At 37.9% G+C, this 18,930-nt stretch carries 18 protein-coding genes; 12 read left to right on the top strand and 6 right to left on the bottom strand.

Features of this window, described 5'->3' with window-relative positions:
• Nucleotides 1-11 precede the first annotated feature (11 nt).
• The 7 genes from pstC to JHT90_RS08240 all read left to right on the top strand — a co-directional run bounded on the left by pstC (nt 12) and on the right by JHT90_RS08240 (nt 7,047).
• A complete protein-coding gene (gene pstC, locus JHT90_RS08270; protein WP_201090318.1) occupies nt 12-968 on the top strand; it encodes a phosphate ABC transporter permease PstC in 957 nt (318 codons plus the stop codon).
• Entirely contained in the window at nt 965-1,825 is an 861-nt protein-coding gene (pstA, locus tag JHT90_RS08265; protein WP_201090317.1) for a phosphate ABC transporter permease PstA, read from the top strand. The genes pstC and pstA overlap by 4 nt, the downstream gene beginning before the upstream one ends.
• A 6-nt stretch (nt 1,826-1,831) precedes the next feature.
• Complete coding sequence (gene pstB / locus JHT90_RS08260) at nt 1,832-2,614, top strand: phosphate ABC transporter ATP-binding protein PstB (RefSeq protein WP_201090316.1); 783 nt, start codon at nt 1,832-1,834, stop codon at nt 2,612-2,614.
• A gap of 13 nt (nt 2,615-2,627) precedes the next feature.
• On the top strand, nt 2,628-3,341 hold the full coding sequence (gene phoU / locus JHT90_RS08255; protein ID WP_236253891.1) for a phosphate signaling complex protein PhoU: 714 nt from the start codon (nt 2,628-2,630) through the stop codon (nt 3,339-3,341).
• 2 nt (nt 3,342-3,343) lie between these two features.
• Nucleotides 3,344-4,042, top strand: a complete 699-nt coding sequence (phoB, locus tag JHT90_RS08250) for a phosphate regulon transcriptional regulator PhoB (RefSeq protein WP_330892969.1) — start codon at nt 3,344-3,346, stop codon at nt 4,040-4,042.
• Entirely contained in the window at nt 4,042-5,355 is a 1,314-nt protein-coding gene (gene phoR, locus JHT90_RS08245) for a phosphate regulon sensor histidine kinase PhoR (RefSeq protein ID WP_201090315.1), read from the top strand. Before phoB ends, phoR begins: the two co-directional genes overlap by 1 nt.
• Nucleotides 5,356-5,571: 216 nt before the next feature.
• Nucleotides 5,572-7,047, top strand: a complete 1,476-nt coding sequence (locus JHT90_RS08240) for an amino acid permease (RefSeq protein ID WP_236254111.1) — start codon at nt 5,572-5,574, stop codon at nt 7,045-7,047.
• Between the two features lie 50 nt (nt 7,048-7,097).
• Here JHT90_RS08240 and JHT90_RS08235 read toward each other — a convergent pair whose 3' ends face one another.
• Nucleotides 7,098-8,528, bottom strand: a complete 1,431-nt coding sequence (locus tag JHT90_RS08235) for a PIG-L deacetylase family protein (protein ID WP_201090313.1) — start codon at nt 8,526-8,528, stop codon at nt 7,098-7,100.
• Nucleotides 8,528-9,427 carry a GNAT family N-acetyltransferase gene (locus JHT90_RS08230; RefSeq protein ID WP_201095812.1) on the bottom strand — a complete coding sequence of 300 codons (900 nt, stop codon included), beginning with the start codon at nt 9,425-9,427 and terminating at the stop codon, nt 8,528-8,530. Before JHT90_RS08230 ends, JHT90_RS08235 begins: the two co-directional genes overlap by 1 nt.
• Nucleotides 9,428-9,622: 195 nt before the next feature.
• Between JHT90_RS08230 and JHT90_RS08225 the strand changes: the two genes are divergently transcribed.
• On the top strand, nt 9,623-10,561 hold the full coding sequence (locus tag JHT90_RS08225; protein WP_379971682.1) for a CobW family GTP-binding protein: 939 nt from the start codon (nt 9,623-9,625) through the stop codon (nt 10,559-10,561).
• Here JHT90_RS08225 and ypfJ read toward each other — a convergent pair.
• Entirely contained in the window at nt 10,554-11,402 is an 849-nt protein-coding gene (ypfJ, locus tag JHT90_RS08220) for a KPN_02809 family neutral zinc metallopeptidase (protein WP_201090311.1), read from the bottom strand. The genes JHT90_RS08225 and ypfJ overlap by 8 nt on opposite strands.
• A 162-nt stretch (nt 11,403-11,564) precedes the next feature.
• On the opposite strand from ypfJ, the gene pyrF reads away from it, so the two are divergent.
• Complete coding sequence (gene pyrF / locus JHT90_RS08215; protein ID WP_201090310.1) at nt 11,565-12,257, top strand: orotidine-5'-phosphate decarboxylase; 693 nt, start codon at nt 11,565-11,567, stop codon at nt 12,255-12,257.
• Nucleotides 12,258-12,325: 68 nt separating this feature from the next.
• Here the strand turns inward: pyrF and JHT90_RS08210 are convergent, their stop codons facing one another.
• Together JHT90_RS08210 and ppsR are read right to left on the bottom strand one after the other, a co-directional pair.
• Nucleotides 12,326-12,886: a zf-TFIIB domain-containing protein gene (locus JHT90_RS08210; RefSeq protein WP_201090309.1), complete on the bottom strand. Its 561-nt coding sequence runs from the start codon at nt 12,884-12,886 to the stop codon at nt 12,326-12,328.
• A 14-nt stretch (nt 12,887-12,900) separates the two neighbouring features.
• Entirely contained in the window at nt 12,901-13,710 is an 810-nt protein-coding gene (ppsR, locus tag JHT90_RS08205; protein ID WP_201090308.1) for a posphoenolpyruvate synthetase regulatory kinase/phosphorylase PpsR, read from the bottom strand.
• 190 nt (nt 13,711-13,900) lie between these two features.
• Between ppsR and ppsA the strand changes: the two genes are divergently transcribed.
• From ppsA to fcl, 3 genes are read left to right on the top strand one after another with little or no spacing between them, the layout of a single operon-like run.
• A complete protein-coding gene (gene ppsA, locus JHT90_RS08200) occupies nt 13,901-16,273 on the top strand; it encodes a phosphoenolpyruvate synthase (protein ID WP_201090307.1) in 2,373 nt (790 codons plus the stop codon).
• A gap of 52 nt (nt 16,274-16,325) precedes the next feature.
• Entirely contained in the window at nt 16,326-17,447 is a 1,122-nt protein-coding gene (gmd, locus tag JHT90_RS08195) for a GDP-mannose 4,6-dehydratase (protein WP_201090306.1), read from the top strand.
• A 5-nt stretch (nt 17,448-17,452) separates the two neighbouring features.
• Nucleotides 17,453-18,424, top strand: a complete 972-nt coding sequence (gene fcl, locus JHT90_RS08190) for a GDP-L-fucose synthase (protein WP_201090305.1) — start codon at nt 17,453-17,455, stop codon at nt 18,422-18,424.
• Between the two features lie 67 nt (nt 18,425-18,491).
• On the opposite strand, the gene JHT90_RS08185 is transcribed toward fcl, so the two are convergent.
• Complete coding sequence (locus tag JHT90_RS08185) at nt 18,492-18,698, bottom strand: cold-shock protein (protein ID WP_201090304.1); 207 nt, start codon at nt 18,696-18,698, stop codon at nt 18,492-18,494.
• Nucleotides 18,699-18,930: the final 232 nt, after the last annotated feature.

Here is an 18,930-nt window from a genome sequence, read left to right as displayed (position 1 = left end):
TTATATAAAATATGCAATCTTCTCCTAGTCGCAAGCATTCCCGTTATGGGGATGCTATTTTTGCAGGGCTGTTCCGTGGTGCTGCTATTTTAACCTTGGTAATGCTAGCAGGTATTATTATTTCCTTAATTATAGGTGCCATACCTGCGTTTAAAGAATTTGGTTTAAGTTTTATTTGGAGTAATGAGTGGGACCCTGTACAAGACAAGTATGGGGCACTGGTAATGATTTATGGTACAGTGGCCACTTCGCTTATCGCATTACTTATTGCTATTCCAGTTAGTTTTGGTATCGCTGTATTTCTTACCGAATTAGCACCTAATTGGTTAAAACAACCCTTGGGTACAGCAATTGAACTATTAGCGGCTATTCCCTCCATTGTGTATGGTATGTGGGGATTATTAGTATTTGGGCCTCTATTAGCTGAATATGTGCAAACACCGTTACAAAGTCTACTAGGTAATGTACCTTATTTAAATGTTCTAGTATCGGGCTATCCTGTGGGAATAGGTATTTTCTCTGCAGGCATTATTCTTGCCATTATGATTATCCCTTTTATTGCATCAGTAATGCGTGATGTATTTGAAGTAACACCTCCTTTATTAAAAGAATCAGCCTATGGTCTAGGAGCAACCACATGGGAAGTCATCAGAAATGTGGTATTTCCTTACACCAAGGCAGGGGTAATTGGTGGGATTATGCTTGGTTTAGGTAGAGCTTTGGGAGAAACCATGGCAGTTACCTTTATGATTGGTAATATGAACCAATTGGAATCAGTATCTTTATTTGAAGCAGCTAATAGTATCACTTCGGTATTGGCTAATGAGTTTGCTGAAGCAAGCCCCGGTTTACATCAAGCTTCATTAATTTATCTAGGTTTAATTTTATTCTTTATTACTTTCTTGGTGCTTTCTTGTTCAAAGTTATTTTTAATGAAATTACAAAAAAATGAAGGAGGGCGCGCATGAGTTATTTTAGCCCTCAAAAAGTTAAACAACATAATCGTCGTAAGTTAAAAAATCATATAGCCTTAGCCCTATCACTGATGGCTATGCTATTTGGGTTATTTTGGCTAGCGTGGATATTATTTGAAACCATCTATTTAGGTATTGGTGGTATCAATTTAGCGGTATTTAGTGAAATGACGCCGCCACCGAATGCAGATACAGGTGGTTTAGCTAATGCCATATGGGGTTCATTCCTAATGGTATTGATGGCTACCTTAATAGGTACGCCGATTGGTATTATGACTGGGGTTTATTTATGTGAATACGGTGGCAAAGGCATTATTGCCAGTGTAACCCGTTTTATTAATGATATTTTATTATCAGCCCCCTCCATTATTATTGGTCTTTTTGTTTATTCTTTAATTGTTTTACCTTTTAAAGGATTTTCAGGCTGGGCTGGTGTTGTGGCATTGGCATTGATTGTTGTGCCTGTGGTAGTAAGAACCACGGAAAATATGTTAGCACTTATTCCTAACTCATTGCGTGAGGCTGCCTATGCACTCGGAGCGCCCAAATGGAAAGTAGTGTTAATGGTAACCATTAGAGCAGCTAGCGCAGGAATTATTACTGGTATATTGTTAGCTATTGCCCGTATTGCAGGTGAAACAGCACCGTTATTATTTACTGCATTATCTAACCAATTCTGGACTAGCGACTTATCGCAGCCAATGGCGAGCTTACCTGTGACTATCTTTAAGTTTGCGATGAGCCCATTCGAAAACTGGCAAAAACTAGCTTGGGCAGGTGTCTTTATTATTACCTTTGGTATATTGATTCTCAATGTGACAGCGCGTATTTTATTTAAGAAGAAAGGTTAATTACTGATGGTCATCAAACCACACAATGAAACAATTAAAACGAAATTAGCAATTCGTGATTTAAATTTTTACTATGGTAAGTTTCATGCATTAAAAGGCATTAATTTAGATATTCCTGAGAAAAAAGTTACCGCCTTTATTGGTCCCTCAGGCTGTGGTAAATCAACTTTATTGCGCACCCTTAATCGCATGTTTGAGTTATACCCGGAGCAACGGGCGGAAGGCGAAATTTTAATTGATGGCGAAAATCTGTTAACCAGTAAAGAAGATGTTGCCTTAATTAGGGCGAGGATTGGTATGGTATTTCAAAAACCTACGCCTTTCCCTATGTCTATTTATAATAATATTGCTTTTGGGGTAAAACTATTTGAAAAGCTCTCTAATGCGGAAATGGATGATCGGGTTGAGTGGGCTTTAAATAAAGCAGCCTTATGGAATGAGGTAAAAGATAAACTTCATCAAAATGGCGCTAGCTTATCAGGTGGTCAGCAACAACGCTTATGTATTGCCAGAGGTATTGCGATTAAGCCAGAAGTGTTATTACTGGATGAGCCTTGTTCAGCCCTAGACCCTATTTCCACAGGTAAAATTGAAGAGCTTATTCATGAGTTAAAACAAGATTATACTGTAGCGATTGTAACTCATAATATGCAGCAGGCAGCACGCTGTTCAGACTATACTGCTTATATGTATTTGGGGGAGTTAGTTGAGGTGGGCGAAACAGAACAATTATTTTTAAAACCGCAACGTCAAGAAACTGAAGATTATATTACGGGCCGTTTTGGTTAATAGGAACTAGATTATGACTAATAAACATCTTTCAACCCAATTTGATGCTGAATTAAATAGCATCTCTACCCAGATTATGGAGTTAGGTGGGTTAGTTGAGTCACAAATGACTTTAGCCATTACTGCATTAACCAGTTTTGATATTGAAGTATCTGATAAAGTCATTGAGCTTGAACATAAAGTAAACTCAATGGAAGTGGAAATTGATAAAAACCTAGTGTCAATGATTGCACGTCGTCAGCCAACTGCACGAGATTTACGGCTATTAATGGCTATTTCTAAAACCACCAATAATTTAGAAAGGGCGGGCGATGAAGCTACCAAAATAGCCCGTATGGTCAAGTCAATTATTGAACATGGTATTTCTAGAAACCTAATGGGTGCAGAATTACGTTTTATGGCTAATCTTGCATTAGATTTATTACATAAGTCATTAGATGCATTTGCTCGGCTAGATATTAAAGCAGCCCTCTATATTATGCGTAGTGATAATGAAATTGATGTGGAGTTTGGTGGTTTTATCCGTAAACTAATCACTTATATGATGGAAGATCCCCGCATGATCACGCCAAGCCTTGATTTGTTGTTTATTGCTAAGGCTCTTGAGCGTATTGGCGATCATGCTAAAAATATAGCGGAACTCATTATCTATATCGTTAAAGGCGAAGATGTTAGACATGTGGCCATGGAAGAAATTGAATCTCTTACTCAAAATTCAGAGGGTTAATTATGGCACGTATTTTAGTCGTTGAAGATGAACCTGCCATTGCGGAATTATTAGCTATTAATTTAAAACATGCAGGCTTTGATTGTGTCATTGTTGATGATGCGGATAAAGCACAACAAGAAGTAGATAGTATATTACCCGATTTAGTATTGCTCGATTGGATGTTACCAGGGCAAAGCGGTGTATCTTTAGCAAGACGCTGGCGCAGCAATGAGCGAACTAAGCAAATACCTATTATCATGCTCACAGCCCGTAGTGAAGAATTAGATAAAGTACAAGGGTTAGATGCTGGTGCAGATGACTATGTAGTCAAACCTTTTTCAACCCAAGAGTTACTGGCGAGAGTGCGCGCATTACTGCGTCGTAAATTACCAGAAGCAAGTGCTGAACGTGTATCATTAGCGGGGTTAACCATAGATCCCGAATTATGGCAAATTGTCTATAAAGGGGAAGAAGTAAAATTAGGCCCTACAGAATTTAAGTTATTAAACTATTTAATGCATTATCCTAATAGAGTACATAGCCGCAGCCAATTATTAGATAAAGTATGGGGGCAACATGTATTTATCGAAGAGCGTACGGTTGATGTCCATATTAAACGGTTACGTGAAGGATTAGCCATTGTTCAAGCTGATCATTTAATAGAAACAGTAAGAGGGGCAGGCTATCGTTTTAATGCACCTAAAACTGAGAGTGAATAATGAGTTTTTATAAGCCACTGTTTTGGTTACTAATCTATATTGTTATAGCGGTATTTATTGATGTCTATTTGGGCGCGCGCTTGGCAAACCCAATTCTTGTTGTGGTGGGCATCTTTGTATTTGTTATTGGTTGGTTATGGTTTAATAAAAAACAATTTAATCTGTTGATCAGTTGGTTAAAACAAGGGGCTAAAAATAAAGACCAATACCAATTTGTTGGTTACAGTAAAGAAATAGCTGATTATGTTGAGCGTTTATTAAAACAACGTGATCAAGAGAATCAAAATAGTACAGATCAATTAAACAAGCTATTAGGGGCGATACAGGTTTCACCCAATGGTGTGCTATTGCTTGATGAAGATTATAAAATTGAATGGTGTAATGCCACAGCCGCACAACATTTTAGCTTAGATGCTGAGTTAGACTTACAACAACATATCACTAATTTAGTAAGAGATCCTAATTTTATCGCTTATTTAGAAAATAAGGACTATCAAAAACCGTTGAAGCTAGCATTAGGAAATGATGAGGAGCAAAAACTACTAATCCAATTACATCCCTATGATGAAGGACGCTTATTGTTGCTAACCAATGATATTACCCAATTGGAGCGTGTTGAAAGAATGCGTCGTAACTTTGTGGCGGATGTGTCACATGAGATTAGAACGCCCTTAACCGTACTCAGTGGTTTTATTGAGACTATACAGAATTTGCCATTAGACGAGGCTGAGCGTAAACACTATTTAGATTTAATGCAACAACAAGGTGACCGTATGCAGTCACTGGTAAATGATTTATTAACATTAGCCCGTTTAGAAGACAGCCCACCACCCCCTATGGATCAATGGGTTGCTGTAAAAAGTATTTTAGAACATACAGAAAATACCATACAGGAATTATCAGCAGGGCAACATAAAATTACCGTTAATTGTTTTGATAATGTTGCTATTGCAGGTGTGGAATCTGAATTAATAAGTGCCGTTGCTAATATTGCCATTAATGCAGTACGTTATACCAAACAAGGCGGTGATATAGATATTAGCTTTAAACTGATTGATGGTGAAGCAGTGTTTCAGGTTAAAGATTCAGGTCAAGGAATCCCTGCACAACATATTAAACATTTAACCCAACGTTTTTATCGTGTGGATAAAAGCCGTTCCCGTGAAACGGGTGGTACAGGTTTAGGTTTATCCATTGTAAAACACATCGTATTGCGACATGGTGGACGCTTGGGTATTAAAAGTATAGAAGGTAAAGGTTCTACTTTTAGCTTAATTTTCCCAGTTAATAGAATTAAGCCATCAGAAATATAAAATAGCAATAATTTCTAAATAACTTATCTTGCCCCAAGATCATGGCATAAGTACCTGATGATCAACAATTTTCTAGCGTCAATAGTATTTATTGCCATCGTAATTCATTAAGTCATTGTTATTAGAAAACACCTTTTTAAATTTTGAAATCTTTTAAGCTATTTTTAAGATAATTTGTTAAAATTCGCGCTATTTTTAAAATTAATAAGGTTAATGATGACTCAGGCAGCAACCAATAATAAAACCTCATTAAAACGAACATTAAAAGCACGTCATCTCTCTATGATAGCCATTGGTGGCTCTATAGGTACAGGGCTTTTTGTTGCTTCAGGTAAAACCATTGCTCAAGCAGGGCCAGGCGGTGCGTTATTATCATATATTGTGGTAGGTATGATGGTCTATTTTATTATGACCAGTTTGGCAGAGTTAGCTGCTTTTATGCCAACCCCCGGTTCATTTGCAACTTATAGTGCAGAATATGTAGATGAAGGTTTTGGTTTTGCGATGGGGCTTAACTATTGGTATAACTGGGCAGTCACCATTGCGGTTGACCTTGTCTCGCTGCAATTAGTCATGGCCTACTGGCTACCTGATGTAGCAGGGTGGAAGTGGAGTGCTATCTTCCTGCTGATTATGTTTTGGCTTAACTATATCTCCGTAAAAGGCTTTGGGGAGGCTGAATTCTGGTTTTCATTAATTAAAGTAGTCACTGTCGTTGTGTTTATTGTACTAGGGTTATTAATGATCTTAGGCATTATGCAAGGTGGTGAAACAGGTGGCTGGAAAAACTGGACAATGGGTGACGCTCCCTTTGTAGGAGGGTTCTCCGCAATGATAGGGGTAGCCATGATTGTTGGCTTCTCGTTTCAAGGAACTGAGTTAGTAGGTATTGCAGCAGGTGAGTCAGAAAATCCAGGTAAAAATATTCCGATTGCGATTCGTCGTATCTTCTGGCGTATCTTATTATTCTATGTATTTGCTATTTTTATTATTAGCTTTTTAATTCCCTATACAGACCCACGCTTATTAAGTAATGCAGAGTCAGATATTGCAGTAAGCCCATTTACCTTAGTATTCCAACATGCAGGTTTATTATCCGCTGCTACAGTAATGAATGCGGTTATTTTAACCGCAGTATTATCTGCTGGTAACTCTGGTATGTACGCTTCTTCACGGATGCTTTATGCATTAGCACGGGATAGAAAAGCACCTGCAATTTTTGCTCGTTTATCAAGTAATGGTGTACCACGTAATGCGCTATTAGCTACCACCTTAATTGCCATGCTGTGCTTTTTAACCTCAATGTTTCAAAGCCAAGAAGTATACGGTTGGTTGTTAAGCATTTCAGGGATGACGGGTTTTATTGCTTGGTTAGGTATAGCTATCAGCCATTATCGTTTTAGAAAAGGCTTTGTAAAACAAGGCTTAGATTTATCAAAATTACCCTATAAAGCAGGCTCTTTCCCATTTGGGCCTATTTTTGCTTTTATTATTTGTATGATAATTGTAATAGGGCAAGATTACCAAGCATTTTGGGCAGATAATATAGATTGGAAACGGGTAATTTCTACATATATTGGTTTACCCTTATTCTTTGTCATTTGGTTAAGTTATAAATTTATCAAAAGAACCAAATTTATTCGCTATGAAGAAATGAAGTATCCAGAATTTAGAGAAGAAGATGAGAAGTAATCACTTGTATGATTAATAAAAAAGCACCTTAATTAAGGTGCTTTTTTGTTTTATTGTCTAGGTTTTACCCAAAATAATTCATGTCTGCGTACAGCTTTGCGGAAGAATTCGTTTTCCCCTGCTGATGGATGCTCACGCTCAGTGATAAGTAATTGAATTAAACGACGTAAGCGTCTTTTAATCGATAAAGGGGGCTGTAAATCGTGTTCCATCGCTAATGCCATTGCTTTATTAAGCTGTGTTTGCTTACTTAATACAGGACTCCATAGTGCATAGGCGGGTAGAGAGTCTACAGCAGGTGGCAGAGCAATCCCTTGATAAGCAGGGCCCATTGGCCAACGATCATTATCATGCAAATGATTAGCATAAAGTAATTGTGTAGTAGGTTGCCAAGAGGTTGTTTGTAATACTTCTTCTACCAATAAGCTAGCTTCAACATGGTCTTCATGAGGGTCTAGTTGCGGATGGGGCATAATAATAACTTCAGGCTTAAAATGTTCAATTAAGAAAGTAAGATCATTTTTTAAATTTTGCCATGTGGCTAGACCATCGTTATCACTAGGTAAGGGTAAGGTGTTAAATAGGCGAACTAGGCGCGTATCTGTTTCCCCTGACTCTTTAGAACCAAAAGGTTGTTCAGGTTGTTGGTGCATAGCTTTTAACTGTAAACAGTAATAACCCAATTGCACACTATTACTAGGATTAATACCTCCCCATAAAGGAACGGCAATACTATCCCAACTTCTTAGACGTCCCTTAAGCTGGGCGGCTTCTTGTTTGGTTAGGTTGAGGGTTTGTTGGTAATGTTCAGCTTCAATTTCACCTTGGGTGAGGGTGATAATACTGGCCTCTGGACATTGACTGTATTGCCCAAAGGCAGACAGTTCAGCATCATCTGCATGGGGTGCAATAACCATGATACGCTGTTGGCTATAGTCAGGGTTAGTAAAGCCATAAAGTGTTAATTCACCTTTAATATGGCAGTGCTTAGTAGCAATTGTAATATTGCCCTGCTGTAATTCATCAGCTAGACCTGATAAATTAATATAACGTAATCCTTGTACGCTTCTTTCAAAATCTTGGCGATCAGTGAGTTGATTGGTTTTAATAATCACTTGTGGGTCTAATAAATTACCCATAAAAGAGCTTTTTAAATTAACAGCTAAAATAAGGGTATCAAAATTATCAGGTAAATTACCTAAATTGATCTGTAAATTATCTTGTTGTAAATGTGCAGGGATTGTAAAGGTATTAGCAGGAAAATTATAAATATAATCCTGTTTTGGTGAGTAAAATAAATGATCAGCTAACCATGCTTCATGGATAACCCAAATACCTATGATGATAAAAGGTATAAAACAGGCTAAAAGTGGTACAAAAAAACAAGCAACAATCCAAGCCAGTAAATAGATAGCAAACCCTATTAGGATTAAACGTTTCTTTTGTCGATGTTTTTTTAATAGCTGCTGTTTTCTACTCATTAATTAATAATTCCTACAGGTGTACGATTACACCAACGATCTTTATATTCTCTATCTGCTCTACCAAAAGAATAGCGTAATGTCTTATTAAGTTGATTGGCTTGCTGCCAAGCTTGCTGTAAGTTGACAAAGCTTAATACACTGCCTGGGCTAAAAGCTCTTTCTTGTGGATCCACCCCACCATTTACATACTCAATACTCAGCCATTTAGGTGATTCTACTTGGTATAAAACCTGTATGGCTATTGGATTATCTTCTAACAAAATAACTGAACCTACCATAAACTCACGCAATAAAGTAAATACTTCTTTTTGTGTGGCGGCACTGGGTACTTGAAAATTCCAACGCTTAAAAAATAGATCACAATAGATGTTGGCTAACTGTTCAGCAGAGAAATCTAAAATAGGTTTTATAATACCACCTGTTTCCTCTAATAAGCGTAATTCACGGCGTTGGTTATATCTAAATTTTTTAGAATATTCTTCAGAGGCGCGGGCTATAGCTAACTGTTCTTTCTGTGTTTGCCAGTTAGTTATTTGTGTTTGATTAAGGGTAGAAAGATAACGAGCCCTATGACGTAAAGTAATTTGGCTGTTGTCGGCTAACGGTAAAATAATTTCCGCATTACCCAGATCAAATAAACCGCGCTTACCATGCTTTTTTAATTGGTCTCGAGAAAGTGCCAGCGAATCACCCCAACAAGCAATAGCACCTACTAATTGCCCCTCTTGTTGCCAACCGAGATAACGTACTTTGATATTGGCAAATTTAGATAGACGATCAATAATAGTAGGATGGGTAGCTACACTACCACCATAGGTTTGCCATATTTGTTCATAAGTAGTAGCATCAATTTCTTGCCAACCACGTTCGCGAAACCATTGAAACTTATTCAGCAACACTGCTTTTTCCTTTCATAAATTGTGCAGTTATTTTAACATGATATAGCTGTTTCTATGTAATTTTAGACGAGGCGAATGGCTGAAGACAGTACAACTAGTACGGCGAAGTCATTCAACGACGTATAAAAATATAGAGCAATAGCTATATTAATTAATAGGCTTTAATCTTACTAGTTTAAAGCATAGAGAAAGGTGATTTGTTTGCTGAATAAAATAACAACATATTTAATTGTTGGCTCCTTAGGTACTGGTAAAACGAGCTTAATCCAACAATTATTAAAACAAAAACCAGTTGATGAGCAGTGGGCTGTATTAATTAATGAGTTTGGCAAAATAGGTGTTGATAAGGCTTTATTGGGCGAGCAGGCAGTCACTATTACCGAAATAGCAGGGGGCTGTGTTTGTTGTACAGGGGGCGCACCTTTTCAAGTTGGATTAACTCGATTACTTAAACAAGCTAAACCAGATGTGCTGTTTATAGAGTTATCGGGGTTAGGCCATCCTCTACAAGTACAAAAACAATTACAAGCCGAACCTTGGAACACAGTTTTAACATTGCATCCCTTACTACAAGTAGTAGATGCTAAACAGTTATTAGCAGATTTTCAGCCCTATAACAGCACTGGGCTATTGCTCGTTAATAAATCAGAAGATATTACTAAACAGCAACAACAAGCGATAAATAAACAGTTCCCACAATGTAATTTGTATTGGACAACACAAGGCTATTTACCCTTATCTTATTTACCTAAACAGCCATTAGTCGAGCTGTTAGCACCACAAAAGATATATAGTATTGCTGGTGATAATGGGCAAAAAGAGCAATTGGCTGAGGGAATTGTTTGCCATATGCAAGAGCAGCGAGAGGAATGGTCTATTGGTTGGCAGTTTCAACCACATTATTGTTTTGATAAGCTCAAATTAGATAATTGGTTAAAACAATACCAATGGCTACGGGCAAAGCTAGTAGTACATACTAATCACGGTTGGCTATCTGTTAATGCTGTTGCGGAAGATACAGCTCCTTGGAAAGCAACAGAATGGCGCAAGGATAGCCGTATAGAACTTATATTTACCTCTAAACAAACAGGGCAGTTATTGATAGATAGCTTATTAACTACTATCAGTTAAAGGTATTACAACTACTTACTTTACCGCTATCAAACCCTGTTTTAAACCAAGTATAACGTTGTTCTGATGTGCCATGAGTAAAACTATCTGGAATTACACGGCCTTGAGCCTGTTTTTGTAATCTGTCATCACCAATAGCCATAGCTGCATTAAGGGCTTCTTGTAGATCATTGGGGTCTAGAATATTTTCATTTTCCATATAATGCCCCCATACACCTGCTAAACAATCAGCTTGTAATTCTAATTTAACCGATAATTTATTTTGTTCTACTTCACTGCGGCCTTGTTGCATAGCACGCATTTTATCGGTGATACCTAATAAGTGCTGTACATGATGGCCAACTTCGTGAGCAATAACATAACCTTGGGCAAAATCACCACCTGCACCAAAGCGAGTTTTCATTTCTTCATAGAAAGAAAGGTCAATATAGACAGTGCTATCAGTTGGGCAATAGAAGGGGCCCATCACAGATTGACCGACACCACAACCTGTACGTGTCGCGCCACGGTAAAGCACCAGTTTAGGATCGGTATATTGTTTACCCATCTGTTGGAAAATGTTAGTCCAAGTATCTTCTGTGGTGGCTAATACTACCGAGGTAAATTGCGCCATTTCATTATCACGGGTTGTATCTACTGGTTGCTGTTGAGTAGCTACAGGAGAAGATTGGCCTGTGAGTAAAGGAGTAAGATCTATACCATAGTAACTTGCTACAAACACAATAACAATAACGGCAATGCCTAGCTTACCACGAGGTAGACTAAAGCCACCCATGGGCATAGATTGATCTGAGCGACGATCTTCAATATTGTCGCTTTCTCGACGATTTTTCCAACGCATATAAAATATTCAAAATAACCAATAAATTGGTTTATTATGATGAAGGTATTTAATAAAATGCAACTAGCTTTTAATCTAACAAATTCTTTACTGTATTCAAAAAAGGTTTGTTAAACAGCATTTAGCTTGATCTCAACTATCTATTTAAAGGAATCCCTTTACATGTCTTGTACTAGTCCTGTTATTGTTGCCTTAGACTTTTCGACTGTTGAAGATGCTATTAATTTAGCTAAACAATTAGACCCCACTAAATGTCGTGTGAAGATAGGGAAAGAGTTATTTACAGTTACTGGCCCAAAAATTGTTGAGGAATTACAAAAAATAGGATTTGAAGTATTTTTAGATTTAAAATTCCATGATATCCCTAATACCACTGCAATGGCTGTTAAAGTGGCTGCCTCTATGGGGGTGTGGATGGTAGATATTCATTGTGTTGGTGGCTTAGCCATGATGCAAGCTTGTCGTAATGTATTAGATCAAATGAACAGTAAAACCTTGTTAATAGGTGTTACTGTGTTAACAAGTTTAGGGCTTGAGGATTTACAGCAACTAAGTATTACCAAAACACCAGAGCAACAAGTATTAAGCTTAGCACAATTAGCAGCAGAAGCGAGATTAGATGGTTTAGTAAGCTCTGCACAAGAGGCAAGGGCATTAAAGCTAAACTTCCCTCAATTAAAATTGGTAACGCCAGGCATTAGACCTGTTGGGGCAAGTAAACATGACCAGCAACGTATTGTAACCCCTGCACAGGCTATGCTAGACGGTTCAGATTATTTGGTAATTGGTCGCCCTATTACCAAAGCAGTTAACCCTCCCCAAGCATTAGAAGATATTTTAATAAGCTTACAGTAATTTTTATTCTTTTCTTTATATAGAGCCTATTTAATTTAGGCTCTAGTCTTAAGATTATTAATATAGGTTTAGCGATTGGCTGAATAAGGGTCTTCCGCTATCAAATAGGCAAGTAAAGCAGCACGTTTATCTTGTTTATCCAACCATGCGCGGAACGTCTTTAGTTTTTGGTAAGTTTCTTCACCAAATTGTTGTTGATAATGCTCTGCAAAGGATTTAGAAGCTAATTCCTCTCGTATACTCTTTTGATAAGGTTCTGTAAAAATACTATTTAGTTTATGGGATAGGCCTTGTTGTTTTAACAGTTCCCATTCCCCTTTATCTAACCAAATACCATTAACTGTAGTACTTAAATCAATTTTGTGAGTGGTTTTACTAGAAATACGGAATTTAGTCATTAGTTTGCCAGAGACAGGGCAAAGTAATGCTCTACGTGTTTCATCTACTTCAATGGTTGTATTTGTATTAATTTCTTCGGGAGTTGGTGCAAATTTAGTAACGCTTTGCCAACTTAAATAGTCGATCAGTAATAACCAATTGCCTGCACAATGATTACAGGTTTGGCAAGGTAGAGATTCTTCAAGTTGTGAGTATTTTAATTCACCTTGTTGACAGCTTGGACACTTCATACAAAAACTCCTTATTAAAAGCGTCGAGTAACATTTTGGGTCGCTAGGATTTTAGCAGCGATTTCTTCTACTGAAAAATGCGTAGAATTAACAAAAGGAATATTTTCTCGTTGAAAGAGTGCTTCTACCTCTTGGATTTCATACTGGCATTGAGCATAACTGGCATATTTACTGTTAGAGCGACGCTCATTACGAATAGCGACTAAACGGTCTACATCAATAGTTAGGCCAAATAGCTTTCTTTTATGATCTCTTAATGGTTCTGGTAATTTACGACTTTCTAAATCATCTTCAGTAAGAGGGTAATTAGCTGCACGTATCCCATATTGCATTGCCATATAAAGGCAGCTAGGGGTTTTACCTGTGCGTGAGGCACCAATTAGAATAATATCAGCACGATCATAAAAACGAGTACGTGAACCATCATCATTATCTAGGGCAAAGTTAATAGCATCAATACGATCTACATAACTATTTGAAATAGAGTGAGTTTTGCCCACCGAGCCAGTGGCTTTAGTATCTAGCTCGGCTTCTAAAGAAGATAGAAAAGTAGAAAAAATATTAATAATAAAGCCGTTACATTGTTTTAAGGTATTACTAATTTCTTGATTGACAATGGTTTCAAAAACAAGTGGGCGCAAACCATCTTTTTCTGCGGCTTCATTAACTTGTTGGACAAGTTGCTGCGCTTTTTCCACAGTATTAATATACGGCTTGGTGGTCATCTGTAGTTCTATTTTATCAAACTGTGACAATAAGCTATGACCTATTGCTTCAGCCGTGATACCCGTACCATCAGAGACAAAAAATGCGGTTCTTTTCATAAAATGCTTGCCTAAAAATAAACAATATTGTGCTTAAGTCTGATATAGTAATGCGATTATTTTTTATTGGTAAGTTTTTTTAAAAAGTATTTGCTAAAAAAATATGTTTGTTTAGTATTTTCATTATGATAGATATTAACTGTGTCATCTAGTGTGACCTATTGTCAATCGTTAGAGTGGAGAGACAGCCTTGGCGACTAATACAAAGTACGTAGTTTCATTAGAAAATGTAGGCGTACATGATGTAGAGAAGGTAGGAGGCAAGAATGCCTCTTTGGGTGAAATGATTAGTAATCTAGCTGGTGCAGGGGTTTCCGTACCAGGTGGCTTTGCAACAACGGCAGACGCTTATCGCGAGTTTTTAGAGCAAAGTGGTTTAAATAATCGTATCCATGATTTACTAGACACATTAGATGTAGATGATGTTAATGCTTTAGCTAAAGCAGGTAGCCAAATCCGCCAATGGATTATGGAGGCTGAGTTTCCTGCACAATTAGATGCAGATATTCGTGCAGCATTTGCTGAATTAGCACAAGGTCACGATATTGCTGTAGCAGTTCGTTCTTCAGCAACTGCAGAAGACCTTCCAGATGCCTCTTTCGCAGGCCAACAAGAAACCTTTTTAAATATTCGTGGCGTGGATAATGTTATTCGTGCCGCTAAAGAAGTATTTGCTTCTTTATTTAATGATCGCGCTATTGCTTATCGTGTCCATCAAGGTTTCGACCATAAAATAGTTGCCTTATCTGCTGGTGTGCAACGCATGGTTCGTTCTGAAACGGGCACAGCAGGGGTAATGTTTACCTTAGATACTGAATCTGGTTTTAGGGATGTAGTATTTATTACGGGTGCTTATGGTTTAGGTGAAACTGTTGTGCAAGGCGCTGTTAATCCTGATGAGTTTTATGTCCATAAACCTACCTTAGAAGCTGGCCGTCCTGCTATTTTACGTCGCAATCTAGGTAGTAAAGCCATTAAAATGGTTTATGGGGATGAAGCTAAAGCAGGTCGTTCCGTAAAAACAGTTGATGTGGCTAATAAAGAGCGCGCTCGTTTCTGTATAACAGATGAGGAAGTAGCTAATCTTGCTAAACAAGCACTGATTATTGAAAAGCACTATGGTCGTCCAATGGATATTGAATGGGCGAAAGATGGTGATGATGGCAAACTTTATATTGTGCAATCGCGTCCTGAGACCGTAAAAAGCCGTACTAATGTCAGTGTAATGGAACGTTACCTTATGAAAGAAAAAGGTAATATTCTGGTAGAAGGTCGTTCAATTGGACAGCGTATAGGCTCTGGCCCAGTCAAAATTATCCATAGCGTAGCTGAAATGGATAAGGTACAAGCAGGTGATGTATTAGTCTCTGATATGACTGATCCAGATTGGGAGCCAGTAATGAAGCGCGCAAGCGCGATTGTTACCAATCGCGGTGGTCGTACTTGCCATGCCGCTATTATTGCCCGTGAACTAGGTATACCAGCGGTAGTAGGTTGTGGCGATGCAACTAAAGTTTTAAAAGATGGTCAAGAAGTGACAGTTTCTTGTGCAGAGGGTGATACAGGGGTTATTTACGAAGGTAAATTAGATTTTGATATTCGTAAAAGCTCAGTGGACGCTATGCCACCTTTAAAATTCAAAATCATGATGAATGTGGGTAATCCTGATCGTGCTTTTGATTTCTCTATGCTACCGAATGAGGGTGTTGGCTTAGCACGCTTAGAATTTATTATTAACCGTATGATTGGGGTACATCCAAAAGCACTATTAAACTTTAATGGCTTGCCAATGGATGTTAAAGAAGCAGTTGAAAAACGTATTGCTGGATATGGTAGCCCTGTAGATTTCTATGTCGATAAGCTAGTGGAAGGGGTGAGTACCTTAGCCGCTGCTTTCTATCCAAAGAAAGTTATTGTACGTCTATCTGACTTTAAATCCAATGAATATGCTAACTTAATTGGTGGCAAGCTATACGAACCAGAAGAAGAAAACCCTATGTTGGGCTTCCGTGGTGCTTCTCGTTATATTAGCGAGTCTTTCCGAGATTGCTTTGAGCTAGAGTGTCGTGCCATGAAAAGGGTGCGTGAAGAAATGGGCTTAACCAACGTAGAACTGATGGTGCCTTTTGTTCGTACCTTAGGTGAAGCTAGCCAAGTGATTGATTTATTAGCTGAATATGGCTTAAAACGAGGTGAGAATGGTTTGCGCGTTATTATGATGTGCGAATTACCATCCAATGCTTTACTTGCAGATGAGTTTTTAGAGTATTTTGATGGTTTCTCTATTGGCTCTAACGATATGACCCAATTAACTTTAGGCTTAGATAGAGATTCAGGTGTTATCGCTCATTTATTTGATGAGCGTAATCCAGCAGTTAAGAAACTATTATCGATGGCTATTCAAGCTTGTCGTAAAGCTGATAAATACATTGGTATTTGTGGCCAAGGCCCATCAGATCATCCTGATTTAGCAAAATGGTTGATGGAGCAAGGTATCGAAAGTGTTTCATTAAATCCTGATTCAGTGTTAGATACGTGGTTCTTCTTAGCTGATAATCAATAAGTTAAATTGCCCTTATCAAATACTGAGTAAGGGCAGTTTTCAAGGATTAGCAATGGCTAAAAAAGCATTAATAACTGGTATTACTGGGCAAGATGGTTCCTATCTTGCTGAATTTTTATTAGAAAAAGGGTATCAAGTGCATGGCATTAAACGTCGTGCTTCGTCATTTAATACCCAACGGATAGACCATATCTATCAAGATCCCCATGTAGAAAATAAAAACTTTATTTTGCATTATGGCGATCTAACCGATACTTCTAATTTAACCCGTATTATTCAACAAATACAACCTGATGAGATTTATAATCTTGGCGCGCAATCACATGTGGCAGTGAGTTTTGAGTCTCCAGAATATACCGCTGATGTTGATGCGATGGGTACCCTAAGGATATTAGAAGCTATTCGGTTATTAGGCTTAGAGAATAAAACGCGCTTTTACCAAGCCTCTACTTCTGAGCTTTATGGTTTAGTACAAGAAACGCCACAAAAAGAGACTACACCTTTTTATCCACGCTCTCCATATGCGGCAGCTAAGCTCTATGCTTATTGGATTACTGTAAATTATCGTGAAGCCTATGGTATGTATGCTTGCAATGGTATTTTATTTAATCACGAGTCGCCACGTCGAGGAGAAACCTTTGTTACACGTAAAATTACCCGTGGTCTAGCTTATATTGCTCAAGGTTTAGAGCAATGTTTGTATCTTGGTAATCTAAATGCCTTGCGTGACTGGGGGCATGCTAAAGACTATGTGCGAATGCAATGGCTTATGTTACAACAGGAGCAGCCAGAAGATTTCGTTATTGCTACAGGTAAGCAATATTCGGTGCGAGATTTTATTCGCTGGTCAGCTGAAGAGTTGGGTATAAGCCTTGAATTTAAGGGTGAAGGCGTTAACGAACAAGCTGTGATTACAGCAATTACAGGGCAAGATGCACCTGCTTTAAAAGTGGGCGATATTATTGTCAAGGTCGATCCCCGTTATTTCCGCCCAACAGAGGTTGAAACTTTATTAGGTGATCCGACTAAAGCTAAACAGAAACTAGGTTGGGAGCCTGAAATTACCGTTCAAGAAATGTGTCACGATATGGTTAAAGAAGACCTAAAAACAGCTAAACGCCATGCCTTATTAAAACAACATGGTTATGAATTACCTGTCAGTATAGAGGACTAGTAGCAATGCACGCCTTAGATCAAGCTATTTTTGTTGCAGGTTATAAGGGAATGGCTGGCTCAGCGATTATTCGTCGTTTAAAGGCATTGGGCTATACTAATATTGTCACTCGCTCTCGCAAAGATTTAGATTTATTAGACCAACAGGCGGTTAACGATTTCTTTCAACAGAATAGCATACAGCAAGTTTATCTTGCGGCTGCTAAGGTAGGTGGGATACATGCTAATAATACTTATCCTGCTGAGTTTATTTATGAAAATCTAATGATTGAGGCTAATATTATTCATGCAGCACATAAGGCTGATGTGAATAAATTACTCTTTCTAGGTTCTTCCTGTATTTATCCTAAGCTAGCAGAGCAGCCAATGCGTGAAGACTCATTACTCACTGGTGTGTTAGAGGCGACTAATGAGCCATACGCGATTGCTAAAATAGCAGGTATAAAACTGTGTGAAAGCTATAATAGACAATATCAGCGAGATTACCGTAGTGTAATGCCTACCAATTTATATGGTCCTAATGATAATTTTCATGCTGAAAATAGTCATGTAATCCCTGCGTTATTACGTCGTTTTCATGAGGCAGTTGAAAATAAAGAGGAAACGGTGACCATTTGGGGAAGCGGTAATCCACGTCGCGAATTTTTGCATGTTGATGATATGGCTGCTGCCTGTGTCCACGTGATGGAATTAGAGAAAGCTTTTTATCAATCACATACACAGCCTATGTTATCCCATATAAATGTGGGAACAGGTAAAGACTGCACTATCAGGGAGTTAGCAGAATTAATAGCTAAAACAACGGGTTTTACTGGGGAATTAGTATTTGATAGCAGTAAGCCAGATGGTACACCACGTAAATTATTAGATGTATCACGTTTAGATATATTGGGTTGGCAGGCTAGTATCGGTTTAGCGCAAGGATTGCAAGATACCTATCAATGGTTTTTAGAGAATCAGCAAAAAGTTAGAGATTAGATTTAACAGCGAATAAAAAAGGAAGATATAAAAAGCTCTATATAGGTTATATAGAGCTTATAGACAATTAAGCTACTAATTGAATATTAGTTGCTTGTGGCCCTTTGCTACCTTGGGTAACAGTGAAAGATACTTGTTGACCTTCCATTAGGGTTTTGAATCCTGAGCTAGCGATTTCTGAGTAATGAGCAAAGCAATCTTTGCTGCCATCTGTAGGCGTGATAAAACCGAAACCTTTTTCTTCGTTAAACCACTTTACTATACCTGTTTTCATAATATTGAAATTCCTAAATAAAAAATAAAAAAATGCGTGCTGGCTTATAGAGTTAAACTAAATATAAGTATCAAGCAGAGAAACATAGCTATGGAAGAAAACAATATTGACAAGAAAGTCAGTAAGAAGTGCAACCAGAAAAAACGATTCAACTTGAGAACGCACTGTCACTATGCGCGTATTTCAGTTAAATAGCAACTATTATATTTTTGTAAAGTGTATGTTAATGTGT

Origin of the sequence: Entomomonas asaccharolytica (genome assembly GCF_016653615.1) — a bacterium.
GTDB classification, from domain to species: domain Bacteria; phylum Pseudomonadota; class Gammaproteobacteria; order Pseudomonadales; family Pseudomonadaceae; genus Entomomonas; species Entomomonas asaccharolytica.
Note: the sequence above shows the minus strand (reverse complement) of the source record. Positions and strands in the feature narration are given on the sequence as shown.